This window comes from Coriobacteriia bacterium, from assembly GCA_034370385.1.
Classification (GTDB): Bacteria; Actinomycetota; Coriobacteriia; order Anaerosomatales; family PHET01; genus JAXMKZ01.
Window position 1 is genome coordinate 1 of the sequence record JAXMKZ010000026.1, and the last position, 1,195, is coordinate 1,195.

Sequence of the window (1,195 nt, forward strand, 5' to 3'; positions counted from 1 at the left end):
CCCAGACTAACGGTTCAGTCAGTTCTTGCGCCAGGAAAGTGTTGAGAAAGTGGATGAGCAGGTTACGGTTTTCCTCGCTACCCAGTAAGGCTTTGAACACGCAGTCTATTTTGGGGTCGATGGCATGTTGCATGGTTGACAGTGGGTTAAATTAAAGAAGTTGTGATTGTAGAATGCTTTGGTTGAGAGAAGCAATGGTTGATTTAATAGGGGTCTGTCCCCTATTGCCCTCAAGCCAATGCACTCATACCATGGCGCTTTACGATATTCAGTAATTTCAGTGATGGACCACTCGGATGTTTATCACCTATTTCCCATTTTTGTACGGTTGAAATACTGGTATTCAGTAATACGGCAAATACGGATTGACTGACATTAAGACTTTCACGTAAGGCTTTTATGTCATGGGGTGAGATGGGTTCAACTGTCGGCTGACACAGTGCCTGTATTTCTGACATGCGACGTTTATCAATCAAACCTGACTGATGCAGTCCTTCGGCAGTTTCCAACATTTCCGCTAATAAACGACTTTGCTTATGTGCCATTTTTCCTTACCTCTTTCAATTCACCGGCATCAATTGCTCGTTGCAACTGATGTTGTTCTTGTTCTAGCCAACTTCCAGCAACGGCTTGCAAGACTCTAAGCTCTTGATCAGAAATACTGTCACGCTCATTCTTGGCAAAACCATACAGAAAGAACCATTGGCCTTTAATTTTACTGGCCACCAAAGTACGTACGCCAGAGCGCTTACCTCGACCTGGCAATGCAATACGCTTTTTGAACACATGTTCACCTAGATCAGCGTCAATCAAACCGTTATTCATTTCATCAACAGCCTGTATCAAGTCACTGTCCGTAAGCTCTGTCTTCTTTAGCCAGCGGTCAAATACTTTGGTTTTATAAATGTATATCATGGCATCATCATATCACCAAGTGAGAATATGGCGGATTGCCTCACGGCGAATCCGCCTTACGCGGGTTTGGCTTTGACGTCAACGATGCTCAGTTTGTCGCTGAGAAATTCTTTGTCGTTGTAAGGGTTGAGGATGTCGACCCAGACTAACGGTTCAGTCAGTTCTTGCGCCAGGAAAGTGTTGAGAAAGTGGATGAGCAGGTTACGGTTTTCCTCGCTACCCAGTAAGGCTTTGAACACGCAGTCTATTTTGGGGTCGATGGCATGTTGCATGGTTGACA

At 44.7% G+C, this 1,195-nt stretch carries 4 protein-coding genes; all 4 read right to left on the minus strand.

Annotated elements, in window-relative coordinates; all coding sequences use genetic code 11:
* A partial coding sequence (locus tag U1E26_06100) for a PD-(D/E)XK nuclease family transposase (GenBank protein ID MDZ4169211.1) occupies positions 1-133 on the minus strand: 133 nt, incomplete at its 3' end.
* A 97-nt stretch (positions 134-230) separates the two neighbouring features.
* Positions 231-545: a DNA-binding transcriptional regulator gene (locus U1E26_06105; protein ID MDZ4169212.1), complete on the minus strand. Its 315-nt coding sequence runs from the start codon at positions 543-545 to the stop codon at positions 231-233.
* Entirely contained in the window at positions 535-915 is a 381-nt protein-coding gene (locus tag U1E26_06110) for a type II toxin-antitoxin system RelE/ParE family toxin (GenBank protein ID MDZ4169213.1), read from the minus strand. Before U1E26_06110 ends, U1E26_06105 begins: the two co-directional genes overlap by 11 nt.
* Positions 916-971: 56 nt before the next feature.
* Positions 972-1,195 (minus strand): PD-(D/E)XK nuclease family transposase (locus U1E26_06115; GenBank protein MDZ4169214.1); only part of this gene is annotated, 224 nt, incomplete at its 5' end.